This window comes from Siccibacter colletis, from assembly GCF_025914095.1.
GTDB classification, from domain to species: Bacteria; Pseudomonadota; Gammaproteobacteria; order Enterobacterales; family Enterobacteriaceae; genus Siccibacter; species Siccibacter colletis.
On record NZ_CP074352.1, the window covers coordinates 1,193,263 to 1,206,485 of the forward strand.

Genomic DNA, 13,223 nt, shown 5'->3' on the forward strand with positions numbered 1-13,223 from the left:
CGTCAAATGATTGATTATGAAGTATTGCGTTTTATCTGGTGGCTGCTGGTCGGCATTCTGCTGATTGGTTTTGCGGTCACTGACGGCTTCGACATGGGCGTGGGGATGCTGTCGCGCATCATCGGCCGCAACGACGTTGAACGCCGCATTATGGTTAACTCCATTGCCCCGCACTGGGACGGAAACCAGGTATGGCTCATCACCGCAGGCGGCGCGCTGTTCGCTGCCTGGCCGATGGTGTACGCCGCTGCCTTCTCGGGTTTCTACGTGGCGATGATCCTGGTGCTGGCCTCGCTGTTCTTCCGTCCGGTCGGTTTTGACTACCGCTCGAAGATTGAAGATATGCGCTGGCGCAATATGTGGGACTGGGGCATCTTCATCGGCAGCTTCGTGCCGCCGCTGGTGATTGGCGTGGCGTTCGGTAACCTGCTGCAGGGTGTACCGTTCCACATCGATTCCGATCTGCGTCTGTTCTACACCGGTAATTTCTTCCAGCTGCTCAATCCATTTGGTCTGCTGGCGGGTGTGGTGAGCGTATCCATGATTCTGGCGCAGGGTGCGACCTACCTGCAGATGCGTACCGTCGGTGAAGTTCACCTGCGCTCACGCGCCGTGGCGCAGATTGCCGCGCTGGTGATGATGGTCTGCTTTGCGCTGGCGGGTGTCTGGGTGATGTACGGCATCGATGGCTACGTGGTGACCTCGGAACTGAACCGTTATGCGGCGTCTAATCCGCTGAATAAAGAGGTGGCGCGTCAGGCGGGTGCCTGGTTCACTAACTTCAACAACATGCCTGTACTGTGGGCGATCCCGGCGCTGGGTGTTGCACTGCCGCTGCTGACCGTGCTGTGTTCACGCATTGAGAAGGGCGCCTGGGCGTTCCTGTTCTCCTCGCTGACGCTGGCCTGCGTTATCCTGACTGCCGGTATCGCGATGTTCCCGTTCGTGATGCCGTCCAGCACCATGATGAACGCCAGCCTGACCATGTGGGATGCGACTTCCACCCAGCGCACGCTGAACCTCATGACCTGGGTTGCCGCGGTGTTTGTTCCGATCATTCTTCTGTACTCCGCCTGGTGTTACTGGAAGATGTTTGGTCGCATCACCAAAGAACATATCGAAAGCAACACCCACTCTCTTTACTAAGTCAGGAGCTGAATATGTGGTACTTCGCATGGATTCTGGGAACGCTGCTGGCGTGTGCGTTTGGCATCATCACCGCGCTGGCGCTTGAGCACGTTGAAGCCGCCAAAGCCGGTAAAGAAGAACACTGATGAATAAGCTTATCGCAACGTTATATGCGGTAATGGATAAGAGCCCGTTAAGGGCTCTTTCCTTAGTGATGGCGCTGGTGCTGGCGGGCTGCATGTTCTGGGACCCGTCACGTTTTGCCGCCAAAACCAGCGGGCTTGAGATCTGGCAGGGTTTCCTGCTGATGTGGGCGGTGTGCGCCGGGGTGATCCACGGCGTCGGTTTTCGTCCGCGTGCGGTCGTGTGGCAGGGGATTTTCTGCCCGCTTATCGCCGATCTGGTGCTGCTTGCCGGGCTGGTTTTTTTCTTCCTGTAACCCCCTTTCTCAACAGGCTGATACCGGCAGTATGAATCTGCGATTCCGGTCGCAAAATACTGTCGGTAATCCGCCTGCAACTCCTGCTTTCACAAGCCTGGAAATATTTACTCTCCGTTTACCTGAACCCATTCCAAACCCCTGACAGCTTGCGTATAGTAGCGAAGTTTTGAATTGCATTACCGGGATGTAGAGTGAGCACAACGCTGTTTCGATGGCCGGTTCGTGTCTATTACGAAGATACCGATGCCGGTGGTGTGGTTTACCACGCCAGTTACGTTGCCTTTTATGAACGAGCACGCACAGAGATGCTGCGCCATCACCATTTCAGCCAGCAGGCTCTGATGGCGGAGCGAGTCGCCTTTGTGGTCCGCAGAATGACGGTTGATTATTTTGCGCCAGCCCGGCTTGACGACATGCTCGACATCCAGACCGAAATTACATCAATGCGTGGCACCTCTATGGTATTCACGCAGCGGATCCTCAACGCCGACGGTACGCTCCTCAATCAGGCTGAAGTGCTGATTGTCTGCGTTGATCCACTCATCATGAAGCCTCGTGCGCTTCCCAAGTCTATTGTCGCGGAGTTCAAGCAGTGACTGACATGAATATCCTTGATTTGTTCCTGAAGGCAAGCCTTCTGGTTAAACTTATCATGTTGATTTTAATTGGTTTCTCAATCGCATCCTGGGCCATCATTATCCAGCGTACCCGCATTCTTAACGCGGCGAGCCGTGAAGCCGAGGCCTTCGAAGATAAGTTCTGGTCCGGCATTGAGCTGTCTCGCCTGTATCAGGAGAGCCAGGGACGTCGTGACAACCTCTCCGGCTCCGAGCAGATCTTCTACTCGGGCTTTAAAGAGTTCGCGCGTCTGCATCGCGCCAACAATCACGCGCCGGAAGCGGTAGTGGAAGGGGCGTCGCGCGCGATGCGTATCTCCATGAACCGCGAACTGGAAACGCTGGAAACGCATATTCCTTTCCTCGGTACCGTGGGTTCCATCAGCCCGTATATCGGCCTGTTTGGTACGGTATGGGGGATCATGCATGCCTTTATCGCGCTGGGCGCGGTAAAACAGGCAACGCTGCAGATGGTTGCGCCGGGTATCGCCGAAGCGCTTATCGCGACGGCAATCGGCCTGTTTGCTGCTATTCCGGCAGTAATGGCCTACAACCGCCTCAATCAGCGTGTGAACAAGCTGGAACTGAACTACGACAACTTCATGGAAGAGTTCACCGCGATTCTGCATCGTCAGGCGTTCAGCAGCAGCGAAAGCAGCAAGGGGTAAGAGATGGCCAGAACACGTGGACGTGGTCGCCGTGAACTGAAGTCCGAAATCAACATCGTGCCACTGCTGGACGTGTTGCTGGTGCTGCTGCTCATTTTTATGGCAACAGCGCCCATCATTACCCAGAGCGTGGAAGTCGATCTTCCGGACGCGACCGATTCGCAAACCGTAAGCGCGAACGATAACCCGCCGGTCATTATTGAAGTATCCGGCGTGGGCCAGTACAGCGTGGTGGTGGAGAAAGATCGTCTCGATCAGCTGCCTTCAGAGCAGGTGATTGCCGAAGCGCAGCGCCGCCTGCAGGAAAACCCGAAAACGGTATTCCTGATCGGCGGAGCGAAAGAGGTGCCTTACGATGAAATCATCAAGGCGCTGAACCTGTTGCACCAGGCTGGCGTGAAATCCGTCGGCCTGATGACGCAGCCGATCTAAGCACGCTTACCAGACGAACAGTGACGGAAACCGAGAGTGTCAAAGGCTACCGAAGAAAACAGCAAGCTTAAACGCGCGATAATTATTTCCGGTGTTCTGCATGTGATCCTTTTTGCACTGCTGATCTGGAGCTCGTTCGATGAGCATATTGAAGCATCCGCGGGCGGTGGCGGCGGGTCTGCTATAGATGCGGTGATGGTCGATCCAGGCGCCGTGGTTCAGCAGCATAATCGTGAACAGCAGCAGCAGGCCAGCGCGCAGCGTGCGGCGGAGCAGCGTGAAAAACAGGCTCAGCAGCAGGCAGAAGAGCTTCGTGAGAAGCAGGCCGCCGAGCAGCAGCGCATCAAAGAGATAGAGAAGCAGCGGCTTGAGGCGCAGGAGCAGGCGCGCCAGCAGGCCGAGCAGCAGAAACAGGCTGAAGCGGCAACCAAACGCGCGCAGGAGCAGCAGAAGCAGGCGGAAGAGGCGGCAGCGAAAGCCGCAGCCGATGCTAAAGCGAAGGCCGACGCACAGGCAAAAGCGGCAGCAGACGCCGCGAAGAAAGCCGAAGCGGACGCTCAGAAAAAAGCAGCCGCCGAGGCGGCGAAGAAAGCGGCCGAAGCCGAAAAGGCCGCAGCTGACGCCGCCGCGAAGAAAGCCAAACAGGACGCCGAGAAGAAAGCCGCTGCCGAAGCGGCTAAGCAGGCGGCCGCTGAAAAAGCCGCTGCCGAGAAAGCTGCGGCAGCGGAAAAAGCCGCCGCTGCGAAAGCAGCAGCAGCCGAGAAGGCCGCCGCCGAGAAGAAAGCCGCTGCGGATGCGAAGAAAAAAGCCGCCGCTGAGAAAGCGGCAGCTGAAAAGGCCGCTGCGGCCAAAGCGGCTGAGGGCGTGGACGATCTGTTCGGCGACCTCAGCTCCGGTAAGAATGCACCTAAAACAGGCGGTGGAGCGAAAGGAAATAATGCTTCACCTGCCGGAACGGGTAACACTAAAAACAGCGGTGCGTCGGGCGCGGATATCAGTAACTATGCCGGGCAGATTAAGTCTGCCATCGAAAGCAAGTTTTACGATGCGGCGTCGTACTCGGGTAAAACCTGTACGCTGCGCGTGAAGCTGGCACCGGACGGTTTACTGCTCGATATCCAGTCTGAGGGCGGTGACCCTGCGCTCTGCCAGGCCGCAATTTCTGCGGCACGTCAGGCGAGGATACCGAAGCCACCAAGCCAGGCTGTCTATGAAGTGTTCAAAAATGCACCGCTGGACTTCAAACCATGAGTTACACTTTTCCCCATGAACCGGGGGAAAAGTTCTCCGGTTAACCCCGACGCGGTAACAGTGTAGTCAATTTGAGTTTGTTAACATTCTGCTAAATTATCGTGGCTGTGCGCCTTGATAAGGGAGATATGATGAAGCAGGCATTACGAGTAGCATTTGGTTTTCTGATGCTGTGGGCAGCGGTGCTGCACGCAGAGGTGCGCATTGAGATCACCCAGGGTGTGGATTCTGCACGCCCTATCGGTGTTGTGCCGTTCCAGTGGGCGGGTCCTGGTGCCGCGCCGGAAGATATCGGCGGCATCGTTGGCGCTGACTTACGCAACAGCGGTAAATTTAACCCGCTCGATCGTTCTCGCCTGCCGCAGCAGCCGGGTACCGCTCAGGAAGTGCAGCCTGCGGCCTGGTCTGCGCTGGGCATTGATGCAGTCGTCGTAGGGCAGGTCACGCCTAACCCGGATGGCAGCTACAACGTGGCTTATCAGCTGGTGGATACCGGCGGTGCGCCGGGTACCGTGCTGGCGCAAAACAACTTCAAAGTGAACAAGCAGTGGCTGCGCTATGCCGGTCATACTGCCAGCGATGAAGTGTTCGAGAAGCTGACCGGCATTAAGGGCGCGTTCCGTACCCGTATTGCCTACGTGGTACAGACTAACGGCGGCCAGTTCCCGTATGAGCTGCGCGTCTCTGACTACGACGGTTACAACCAGTTCGTGGTTCACCGTTCGCCGCAGCCGCTGATGTCACCGGCCTGGTCTCCGGACGGCAGCAAAGTTGCCTACGTGACCTTCGAAAGCGGTCGTTCTGCGCTGGTTATCCAGACGCTGGCCAACGGTGCGGTGCGCCAGGTTGCTTCTTTCCCGCGTCACAACGGTGCGCCGTCCTTCTCACCAGACGGTACCAAACTGGCGTTCGCACTCTCTAAAACCGGCAGCCTGAACCTCTACGTGATGGATATCGGCTCTGGTCAGATTCGTCAGGTCACTGACGGTCGCAGCAACAATACTGAACCGACCTGGTTCCCGGACAGCCAGACCCTGGCCTATACCTCTGACCAGGCGGGTCGTCCTCAGGTTTATAAAGTGAGCATCAACGGCGGTACTCCGCAGCGTCTGACCTGGGAAGGCTCTCAGAACCAGGATGCGGATGTCAGCTCTGACGGGAAATTCCTGGTGATGGTCAGCTCCAACGGCGGTGCACAACACATCGCTAAACAAGATCTGGTGAGCGGTGGCGTACAAACTTTATCGTCAACGTTCCTGGATGAAACGCCAAGTCTGGCACCGAACGGCACTATGGTTATCTACAGCTCTTCTCAGGGGATGGGATCCGTGCTGAATTTGGTCTCTACAGATGGGCGTTTCAAAGCGCGTCTTCCGGCAACTGATGGTCAGGTTAAATCCCCGGCCTGGTCGCCGTATCTGTAATAATAAAATACTGATAATTTTAAAGGATCAAAGAAATGCAACTGAACAAAGTGCTGAAAGGGCTGATGTTGGCTCTGCCTGTAATGGCAATCGCGGCGTGTTCTTCTAACAAGAACGCCAGCAACGATCAGAGCGGCGAAGGCATGCTGGGTGCCGGCACTGGTATGGATGCTAACGCTAACGGCAACATGTCTTCTGAAGAGCAGGCACGTCTGCAGATGCAGCAGCTGCAGCAGAACAACATCGTTTACTTCGGTCTCGACAAGTACGATGTAAGCTCTGAATTCGCTGCCATGCTGGACGCGCACGCTAACTTCCTGCGTAGCAACCCGTCTTACAAAGTCACCGTAGAAGGTCACGCTGACGAACGTGGTACCCCGGAGTACAACATCTCCCTGGGTGAGCGTCGTGCTAACGCCGTTAAAATGTACCTGCAGGGTAAAGGCGTTTCTGCTGACCAGATCTCCATCGTTTCTTACGGTAAAGAAAAACCTGCAGTACTGGGTCACGACGAAGCGGCTTACGCTAAAAACCGTCGCGCCGTACTGGTTTACTAAGAGAATTGCATGAGCAGTAACTTCAGACATCTCGTAATGGGTCTGTCGTTACTGGTTGGCGTAGCGGCCCCCTGGGCCGCTACTGCCCAGGCGCCAATCAGTAATGTAGGCTCAGGCTCGGTTGAAGACCGTGTCACGCAACTTGAGCGTATTTCCAATGCGCACAGCCAGCTGCTTACGCAGCTTCAACAACAGCTTTCCGATAATCAGGCCGACATTGATTCGCTGCGCGGTCAGATTCAGGAGAGTCAGTACCAGCTCAATCAGGTGGTAGAGCGCCAGAAGCAAATTTTGTTGCAGATGGACAGCCTGAACAGCGGAGCAGCAGCCGATGCCGCACCTGCTGCCGGTGCTGACGCTCAGAGTAACGCCGGTGGCGCAGCCACCGACGGTCAGCAGGCTGCCGCGCCTGCGACCGGTGCGCCGGTACAGAGCGGTGACGCCAATACCGACTATAACGCTGCGTTTGCCCTGGTGCAGGACAAGTCCCGCCAGGATGACGCTATCGCCGCGTTCCAGAATTTTGTGAAAAAGTACCCGGATTCAACCTATCAACCAAACGCCAACTACTGGCTGGGGCAGTTGAATTACAACAAGGGGAAAAAGGACGATGCGGCGTATTATTTTGCCTCGGTGGTGAAGAATTACCCGAAATCGCCTAAAGCGCCGGACGCTATGCTGAAGGTCGGCGTTATCATGCAGGACAAAGGTGACGCGGCAAAAGCCAAAGCGGTTTACCAGCAGGTGATCAGCAAGTACCCTGGCACCGAAGGCGCCAAACAGGCTCAAAAACGCTTAAATGCGATGTAATGCCTGGTGCATGACCAGATGCCGTTGGTTTTCTGGTCGTGCCGCCTGAAACGTAAGCAGTTAACCCGTTTCGACGGAAATAGTTGTTGCGTCATAATCTTAAATCAGTAATATATGCCGCCGTTGCCACGGGATGCGAAGCAAGCCTGAGGTGACGAAAAGTGGGTCGTTAGCTCAGTTGGTAGAGCAGTTGACTTTTAATCAATTGGTCGCAGGTTCGAATCCTGCACGACCCACCACTAACAGAAGTATCCAGCGCAGTATTGGGTGATTAGCTCAGCTGGGAGAGCACCTCCCTTACAAGGAGGGGGTCGGCGGTTCGATCCCGTCATCACCCACCATCCGGGTCGTTAGCTCAGTTGGTAGAGCAGTTGACTTTTAATCAATTGGTCGCAGGTTCGAATCCTGCACGACCCACCACTTTCTGAGTGGTGTCCGGAAAAGCATTAACTTCGAAGTCATTACCCGAATGGGTCGTTAGCTCAGTTGGTAGAGCAGTTGACTTTTAATCAATTGGTCGCAGGTTCGAGCCCTGCACGACCCACCACTTCGAAGCGCATCACCTCAGTAGTACCCCAGTATGGGTCGTTAGCTCAGTTGGTAGAGCAGTTGACTTTTAATCAATTGGTCGCAGGTTCGAATCCTGCACGACCCACCAGTGTAAAAAGGCGCCCTAAAGGCGCCTTTTTGCTGTCTGCGTATTTAACGATTCGAACCTGCAGCAGGTTCGTGTCGAGCCATTCTGGCGAGACAACGGAGCCGTTTGCGGCGACGGCCCGAAGGGCGAGGCGAAGCCACGTCATCCTGCACGACCCACCAGTGTAAAAAGGCGCCCTAAAGGCGCCTTTTTGCTGTCTGCATATTTAACGATTCGAACCTGCAGCAGGTTCGGGTCGAGCCATTCAGGCGAGACAACGGCGCCGTTTACGGCGACGGCCCGAAGGGCGAGGCGAAGCCTTGTCATCCTGCACGACCCACCAGTGTAAAAAGGCGCCCTGAGGGCGCCTTTTTGCTATCTGCGATTCATCAAACCTTCTCAACCCGTCTATTTTCCCCACGACAATCATCCCGCCATCAGTTATCTTGTTTAGCATACAAAACAAAACCGCCCGTTCACAGGCGCTGATTCGCGTACACTACGGGTTTTCGGTTAAGTCAACAAAACGAGAAAGCAAGATGAGCGTCATGTTTGACCCGGAAACGGCGATTTACCCGTTTCCACCCAAGCCGGTGCCGCTAAGCGCGGATGAAAAGCAGTTTTATCGCGAGAAGATCAAACGCCTGCTGAAAGCGCGTAATGCCGTCATGGTGGCGCACTATTACACCGACCCTGAGATCCAGGCGCTGGCGGAGGAGACCGGCGGCTGTATCTCCGACTCGCTGGAGATGGCGCGCTTCGGGGCCAACCACGCGGCCTCGACGCTGCTGGTCGCTGGCGTGCGCTTTATGGGTGAGACGGCAAAGATCCTCAGCCCGGAAAAAACCATCCTGATGCCAACCCTTGATGCCGAATGCTCGCTCGATCTCGGCTGTCCGATTGATGAATTCACCGCCTTTTGCGATGCGCATCCCGACCGTACCGTGGTGGTCTATGCCAATACGTCTGCCGCCGTGAAGGCGCGCGCAGACTGGGTTGTCACCTCCAGCATTGCCGTTGAGCTGATTGAACATCTCGACAGCCTCGGGGAGAAAATTATCTGGGCACCGGATCGCCATCTCGGGAGCTACGTGCAGAAGCAGACCGGCGCTGACATCCTGTGCTGGCAGGGCGCCTGCATCGTGCATGACGAGTTCAAAACTCAGGCGCTGGCGCGTATGAAGGGATTGTATCCCGAGGCTGCCGTGCTGGTGCACCCTGAGTCTCCGCAGGCGATCGTCGATATGGCAGATGCGGTAGGCTCTACCAGCCAGCTGATTGCCGCCGCAAAAAAACTTCCGCACCAGCAGCTTATCGTGGCTACCGATCGCGGCATTTTTTATAAGATGCAGCAGGCGTGCCCGGAGAAGACGCTGCTTGAGGCACCCACCGCGGGCGAAGGTGCCACCTGTCGCAGCTGCGCCCATTGTCCCTGGATGGCTATGAACGGCCTTAAAGCGATTGCTGAGGCGCTGGAGCAGGGCGGCGCGGCGCATGAGATACAGGTTGACGCCGCACTGCGTGAAGGGGCGCTGAAGCCGCTTAACCGCATGCTGGATTTTGCGGCTACACTTCGACTTTCGACCAAAGGCAACGCGTAGAGATAATTACGCTTCGGGGAACTCATGGATTTTTTTAGTACGCAGAACATTCTGGTGCATATCCCGCTTGGCGCAGGCGGGTACGATTTATCTTGGATTGAAGCGGTAGGGACCGTTGCCGGGCTGCTGTGCATCTGGCTCGCCAGCCTCGAAAAAACCATCAACTACGCCTTCGGTCTGGTGAACGTGACGCTGTTCGCTATCATCTTCTTCCAGATCCAGCTGTACGCCAGCCTGCTGCTGCAGATCTTCTTCTTTGCCGCTAACGTTTACGGGTGGTACGCCTGGACGCGCACCACCGGCCAGGATGAGGCGGTACTGCAAATCCGCTGGTTACCGATGCAAAAAGCGCTGGCGTGGATCGCCGCCTGCGTGGTGGCGATTGGCCTGATGACGGTGTTTATCGATCCGGTATTCGGCTTCCTCACCCGCACCGCTGTAAGCCTGATGCAGGCCGTAGGGATTAGCGTGGCCATGCCACAGCTTCAGCCGGATGCGTTCCCGTTCTGGGATTCCTGCATGATGGTGCTCTCTATCGTGGCGATGATCCTGATGACGCGCAAGTACGTGGAAAACTGGCTGCTGTGGGTGGTGATAAACCTTATCAGCGTCGCCATCTTTACGCTGCAGGGCGTGTATGCAATGGCGCTGGAGTATCTCATTCTGACCTTTATCGCCCTGAACGGCAGCAGAATGTGGATCAACAGCGCCCGGGAACGCGGCTCGCGACCGCTGACGGCTCAGTGAGAATGGTTATGGCCGTGGTCATGGTGGTGGTGACCCGGCTGCGTCTGGCTTAAATCGCAATCCAGCCCGCTGCAGGGCTGGTACTCCATCTGCACCGTCGCATGAGCAATCTGGTATTCATGCGCGAGGAAATGATGGATACGCCCCAGCAGCGCATCATGGTCGTGGGGCGGCACCACCCGTACATGAAGCGTCATGAGCGGTTTTTCCCCCACCAGCCAGATATGCACATGGTGAATATCACGCACTTCCGGCACCGCCCGGGACAGCTTGCGCTTCAGCGCGGCGATATCCACGCTACGCGGCGCGCCTTCCAGCAGTTCGTTGACACTCTCTTTCAGCAGCCGCCAGGCGCTGCGCAATACCAGCGCTGATACCAGTACCGAAAGAATCGGGTCAACTGGCGTCCAGCCGGTCCAGAGGATCACCAGTGCGGCAATAATCGCGCCGACCGAACCCAGCAGATCTCCCATCACGTGCAGTGCCGCAGCACGCACGTTTAAGTTCTTCTCTTCACTGCCACGATGTAACACCCAGAATGACAGCAGGTTAGCCACCAGCCCGGCAAATGCGATAGTAAGCATTAACCCACCCGCTACCGGTTCAGGGTGACGGAAGCGCATTATCGCTTCCCAGAAGATAAACAGCGTAATCACCACCAGCGCCAGCGCGTTCACGAAGGCGGCGAGGGTAGTGAGGCGCAACCAGCCAAAAGTCCGGTGCGCGTCGGGCGGGCGACGGGCGAACTGCACCGCGAGCAGCGCAACCAGTAGCGCGGCGGCATCGGTAAGCATATGACCGGCATCCGCGAGCAGCGCCAGCGAGCCGGAAATGATCCCGCCGATGACCTCAAGCAGCATAAAAATGGCGGTAACAGAAAATGCGATAAGCAGGCGACGGGCGTTAGCGTCCTGCGGCAGGTGAGCGTGTGAGTGGTCGTGCGGCATAATCCATCCCGGTGTGCGGCTTAGCGTGGTGCGCAATGCGCGAGAAAACGTGGGATAAACATAGCAAAAAGAAAGGAGAGCGTAAGCTCTCCTTTTTGGAAAGTGTCAGGAATGACGATTACTGAGTGGTACCGTCTACCTTGGTATTCACTTCATTGTTGTTGGTGGTGCCATCAACTTTGGTGCCGGCATCGTTATTCATACCGTCGCCGGTCTGAACTTTTTTGTTCACGTCCGGGCAGCGACCATCTTTACACATGCTGTTTTTGTGCACTTCATCAGCGCTCATATTACCGTTGCCGGTTACGCCCGGAGCCGTATTGGTTCCGCTGGTATTGATGTCGTTATTGTTAACATTGTTTGGCGCGATGTTTTCTTTCGCATCCGGTGCAACCTGGCCTGCATCAGCCGCCGCATTTGCCTGGCCCTGGTTACCGCCGCTTGCAGCGCCGCCCGCTGCAGCCAGAGCTGCACCGCTTGCCAGTGTGAGTGTGGTCGTCAGGATTAACGTCGCTAATTTATTCATTCTCATGCTCCTGTTCTGGTCGTTATGTGCTGGATAACTTCTTCCAACAGTGCAGTGCAATATTCTGGTTAAAAACCAGTTTCGGGTGAAAAATTTGTTTGCTGCGTTTAATAACAGCAGGCGCTCTTGTTAAAAGGCATTAAAAGAGAGCTAACAGTTAAAAAGTGTAGTGTCGATCTCATTTTTCGCTACGTTAGTGACCACTTTTAGTACTTTCCAGGAATTTTCTGTCCGTAGTGTAAAAGCCGGTTTACACTTCTTTTCGGACAATATAGATTGGGGGGATTGCATCAAGGAAAATTTGTAGAATCCACTGGAAACGCCCGATGAATTATCAGAATGACGACCTTCGCATCACCGAAATAAACGAGTTACTCCCACCTGTCGCGCTGCTTGAAAAGTTCCCCGCAACCGAAAATGCTGCCCGCACCGTGTCTCAGGCCCGTCAGGCGATCCATCAGATCCTCAACGGGCACGACGATCGCCTGCTGGTGGTGATTGGCCCGTGCTCGATTCACGATCCCAAAGCGGCGAAAGAGTATGCTGGTCGCCTGCTGGGACTGCGTGAAGCCCTGAAAGGCGAGCTGGAGATCGTGATGCGCGTCTATTTTGAAAAACCACGCACTACCGTGGGCTGGAAAGGGCTGATTAACGATCCGCATATGGATAACAGCTTCCAGATTAACGACGGCCTGCGCATCGCGCGCGAACTGCTGCTGGACATCAACGACAGCGGCCTGCCGGCAGCGGGCGAATTCCTCGATATGATCACTCCGCAGTATATGGCGGACCTGATGAGCTGGGGCGCCATCGGCGCACGCACCACCGAATCTCAGGTCCACCGCGAGCTGGCTTCAGGACTCTCCTGCCCGGTGGGCTTCAAGAACGGCACCGACGGCACCATCAAGGTGGCGATTGACGCCATTAATGCTGCCAGCGCGCCGCACTGCTTCCTGTCGGTCACCAAGTGGGGCCACTCGGCTATCGTCAACACCAGCGGTAACGGCGACTGCCACATTATTCTGCGCGGCGGTAAAGAACCGAACTACAGCGCAGCGCACGTGGCAGAGGTAAAATCCGGCCTGGAGAAAGCGGGCCTGGCACCGCAGGTAATGATCGACTTCAGCCACGCCAACTCCAGCAAGCAGTTCAAAAAGCAGATGGAGGTGGGCGTGGACGTCTGCAACCAGCTGGCGCACGGCGAGAAAGCGATTGTTGGCGTGATGATCGAAAGTCACCTGGTGGAAGGCAACCAGAGCCTGGAGAGCGGCGAACCGCTGGTGTATGGCAAGAGCGTCACCGACGGCTGCATCGGCTGGGAAGATACCGACGCGATTCTGCATCAGCTTGCCGCAGCAGTGAAAGCGCGTCGCGGATAATCGCGGCTACAGAAACAAAAAAGGCGTGGTTTTCACCACGCCTTTTTCACATCTGGC

The 13,223-nt window shown here is 56.1% G+C and carries 15 protein-coding genes and 5 tRNA genes; 18 read left to right on the forward strand and 2 right to left on the reverse strand.

All coding sequences use genetic code 11. The annotated features are described in order from the left end of the window. Positions 1 to 6: 6 nt before the first annotated feature. From cydB to pnuC, 17 genes are all read left to right on the forward strand, one after another. Positions 7 to 1,146: a cytochrome d ubiquinol oxidase subunit II gene (gene cydB / locus KFZ77_RS05725; RefSeq protein ID WP_264385685.1), complete on the forward strand. Its 1,140-nt coding sequence runs from the start codon at positions 7 to 9 to the stop codon at positions 1,144 to 1,146. A 14-nt stretch (positions 1,147 to 1,160) separates the two neighbouring features. Then, positions 1,161 to 1,274, forward strand: a complete 114-nt coding sequence (gene cydX, locus KFZ77_RS05730; protein ID WP_064544874.1) for a cytochrome bd-I oxidase subunit CydX — start codon at positions 1,161 to 1,163, stop codon at positions 1,272 to 1,274. Further along, complete coding sequence (ybgE, locus tag KFZ77_RS05735; protein WP_031524963.1) at positions 1,274 to 1,567, forward strand: cyd operon protein YbgE; 294 nt, start codon at positions 1,274 to 1,276, stop codon at positions 1,565 to 1,567. The genes cydX and ybgE overlap by 1 nt, the downstream gene beginning before the upstream one ends. A gap of 194 nt (positions 1,568 to 1,761) precedes the next feature. Then, a complete protein-coding gene (gene ybgC / locus KFZ77_RS05740; protein WP_264385686.1) occupies positions 1,762 to 2,166 on the forward strand; it encodes a tol-pal system-associated acyl-CoA thioesterase in 405 nt (134 codons plus the stop codon). After that, positions 2,163 to 2,855 carry a Tol-Pal system protein TolQ gene (gene tolQ, locus KFZ77_RS05745; protein WP_264385687.1) on the forward strand — a complete coding sequence of 231 codons (693 nt, stop codon included), beginning with the start codon at positions 2,163 to 2,165 and terminating at the stop codon, positions 2,853 to 2,855. The genes ybgC and tolQ overlap by 4 nt, the downstream gene beginning before the upstream one ends. Positions 2,856 to 2,858: 3 nt before the next feature. After that, positions 2,859 to 3,287, forward strand: a complete 429-nt coding sequence (gene tolR / locus KFZ77_RS05750) for a colicin uptake protein TolR (protein WP_031524966.1) — start codon at positions 2,859 to 2,861, stop codon at positions 3,285 to 3,287. A 36-nt stretch (positions 3,288 to 3,323) separates the two neighbouring features. Beyond that, a complete protein-coding gene (tolA, locus tag KFZ77_RS05755; protein ID WP_031524967.1) occupies positions 3,324 to 4,538 on the forward strand; it encodes a cell envelope integrity protein TolA in 1,215 nt (404 codons plus the stop codon). Between the two features lie 131 nt (positions 4,539 to 4,669). After that, positions 4,670 to 5,962 (forward strand): Tol-Pal system beta propeller repeat protein TolB, encoded by a 1,293-nt coding sequence (gene tolB / locus KFZ77_RS05760; RefSeq protein WP_031524969.1) that lies wholly within the window; start codon positions 4,670 to 4,672, stop codon positions 5,960 to 5,962. Positions 5,963 to 5,997: 35 nt separating this feature from the next. Then, positions 5,998 to 6,519, forward strand: a complete 522-nt coding sequence (gene pal, locus KFZ77_RS05765; protein ID WP_031524970.1) for a peptidoglycan-associated lipoprotein Pal — start codon at positions 5,998 to 6,000, stop codon at positions 6,517 to 6,519. Positions 6,520 to 6,528: 9 nt separating this feature from the next. Next, positions 6,529 to 7,329, forward strand: a complete 801-nt coding sequence (cpoB, locus tag KFZ77_RS05770) for a cell division protein CpoB (protein WP_264385688.1) — start codon at positions 6,529 to 6,531, stop codon at positions 7,327 to 7,329. A 163-nt stretch (positions 7,330 to 7,492) separates the two neighbouring features. Next, positions 7,493 to 7,568: transfer RNA gene (locus KFZ77_RS05775), tRNA-Lys, on the forward strand. Positions 7,569 to 7,594: 26 nt separating this feature from the next. Continuing rightward, a tRNA-Val gene (locus tag KFZ77_RS05780) sits at positions 7,595 to 7,670 on the forward strand. A 3-nt stretch (positions 7,671 to 7,673) separates the two neighbouring features. Next, positions 7,674 to 7,749, forward strand: a tRNA-Lys gene (locus tag KFZ77_RS05785). 51 nt (positions 7,750 to 7,800) lie between these two features. Further along, positions 7,801 to 7,876: transfer RNA gene (locus tag KFZ77_RS05790), tRNA-Lys, on the forward strand. Positions 7,877 to 7,911: 35 nt separating this feature from the next. Next, positions 7,912 to 7,987, forward strand: a tRNA-Lys gene (locus KFZ77_RS05795). 518 nt (positions 7,988 to 8,505) lie between these two features. Next, positions 8,506 to 9,567, forward strand: a complete 1,062-nt coding sequence (nadA, locus tag KFZ77_RS05800; RefSeq protein WP_264385689.1) for a quinolinate synthase NadA — start codon at positions 8,506 to 8,508, stop codon at positions 9,565 to 9,567. A gap of 24 nt (positions 9,568 to 9,591) precedes the next feature. After that, positions 9,592 to 10,314, forward strand: coding sequence for a nicotinamide riboside transporter PnuC (gene pnuC / locus KFZ77_RS05805; protein ID WP_264385690.1), 723 nt, complete (start codon positions 9,592 to 9,594; stop codon positions 10,312 to 10,314). Here the strand turns inward: pnuC and zitB are convergent. Together zitB and KFZ77_RS05815 are read right to left on the reverse strand one after the other, a co-directional pair. Continuing rightward, positions 10,308 to 11,261: a CDF family zinc transporter ZitB gene (zitB, locus tag KFZ77_RS05810; protein WP_264385691.1), complete on the reverse strand. Its 954-nt coding sequence runs from the start codon at positions 11,259 to 11,261 to the stop codon at positions 10,308 to 10,310. The two genes, pnuC and zitB, sit on opposite strands and share 7 nt — an antisense overlap. Positions 11,262 to 11,379: 118 nt before the next feature. Next, positions 11,380 to 11,793, reverse strand: a complete 414-nt coding sequence (locus tag KFZ77_RS05815; protein WP_264385692.1) for a YbgS-like family protein — start codon at positions 11,791 to 11,793, stop codon at positions 11,380 to 11,382. 320 nt (positions 11,794 to 12,113) lie between these two features. Between KFZ77_RS05815 and aroG the strand changes: the two genes are divergently transcribed. Further along, positions 12,114 to 13,166 carry a 3-deoxy-7-phosphoheptulonate synthase AroG gene (aroG, locus tag KFZ77_RS05820; RefSeq protein ID WP_264385693.1) on the forward strand — a complete coding sequence of 351 codons (1,053 nt, stop codon included), beginning with the start codon at positions 12,114 to 12,116 and terminating at the stop codon, positions 13,164 to 13,166. Positions 13,167 to 13,223 lie beyond the last annotated feature (57 nt).

Excerpts from the sequence above, each read along its gene's own strand:
- cydB (WP_264385685.1), top strand. The coding sequence starts at position 7 with ATGATTGATTATGAAGTATTGCGTTTTATCTGGTGGCTGCTGGTCGGC.
- cydX (WP_064544874.1), top strand. The coding sequence starts at position 1,161 with ATGTGGTACTTCGCATGGATTCTGGGAACGCTGCTGGCGTGTGCGTTT.
- ybgE (WP_031524963.1), top strand. The coding sequence starts at position 1,274 with ATGAATAAGCTTATCGCAACGTTATATGCGGTAATGGATAAGAGCCCG.
- tolR (WP_031524966.1), top strand. The coding sequence starts at position 2,859 with ATGGCCAGAACACGTGGACGTGGTCGCCGTGAACTGAAGTCCGAAATC.
- tolB (WP_031524969.1), top strand. The coding sequence starts at position 4,670 with ATGAAGCAGGCATTACGAGTAGCATTTGGTTTTCTGATGCTGTGGGCA.
- pal (WP_031524970.1), top strand. The coding sequence starts at position 5,998 with ATGCAACTGAACAAAGTGCTGAAAGGGCTGATGTTGGCTCTGCCTGTA.
- cpoB (WP_264385688.1), top strand. The coding sequence starts at position 6,529 with ATGAGCAGTAACTTCAGACATCTCGTAATGGGTCTGTCGTTACTGGTT.
- nadA (WP_264385689.1), top strand. The coding sequence starts at position 8,506 with ATGAGCGTCATGTTTGACCCGGAAACGGCGATTTACCCGTTTCCACCC.
- pnuC (WP_264385690.1), top strand. The coding sequence starts at position 9,592 with ATGGATTTTTTTAGTACGCAGAACATTCTGGTGCATATCCCGCTTGGC.
- zitB (WP_264385691.1), bottom strand. The coding sequence starts at position 11,261 with ATGCCGCACGACCACTCACACGCTCACCTGCCGCAGGACGCTAACGCC.
- KFZ77_RS05815 (WP_264385692.1), bottom strand. The coding sequence starts at position 11,793 with ATGAGAATGAATAAATTAGCGACGTTAATCCTGACGACCACACTCACA.
- aroG (WP_264385693.1), top strand. The coding sequence starts at position 12,114 with ATGAATTATCAGAATGACGACCTTCGCATCACCGAAATAAACGAGTTA.